Here is a 479-nt window from a genome sequence, read left to right as displayed (position 1 = left end):
TCAGGGGTGTTTAATTTGATTGGCGGCTTTACAGATGTGGGATCAGGCATCAGTTTTAAAGAGATACAAGCGCAAGATGGCTGGCAATCACTCATGGCGCTATCAACCGATGGTGCGGCCAAATTCAATGCCAAATTCCCCGCAGCAATGCCAACAAGTTACTGTGGTCAGCCAACCAGTACCTCTGCAAACGGTATCAAATATTACTCATTTAGTGGGGTAGGACAAGTCGTGAGAGCCCTTGACCCTAGTGATTATCTGCTTGCAGCAACAAGCGTACCGTTTTTATCTGATGCCAATGATGGTCTGGTCTCTGCCTGCTCAAGCCGACTCGGGTATGTGATTCGTGACAACTACATCATGAACCATTTGGATTCAGCCGATCAGGTATTAGGTTTGACCGCATGGGGCGAGTCTAAGCCCAAGTCCATTTATCGTACTCAGGTCAATCGCCTAAAAAACGCCAATCTCTAACCCCC

The 479-nt window shown here is 47.8% G+C and carries 1 pseudogene; it reads left to right on the top strand.

Annotated elements, in window-relative coordinates:
- Positions 1–474: pseudogene (locus DLK05_RS17005) on the top strand (hypothetical protein); the annotation flags it as partial.
- Between the last annotated feature and the right edge of the window lie 5 nt (positions 475–479).

This window comes from Ancylomarina longa (assembly GCF_003996985.1).
Classification (GTDB): Bacteria; Bacteroidota; Bacteroidia; order Bacteroidales; family Marinifilaceae; genus Ancylomarina_A; species Ancylomarina_A longa.
This window is presented reverse-complemented; position numbering and strand designations above follow the sequence as displayed.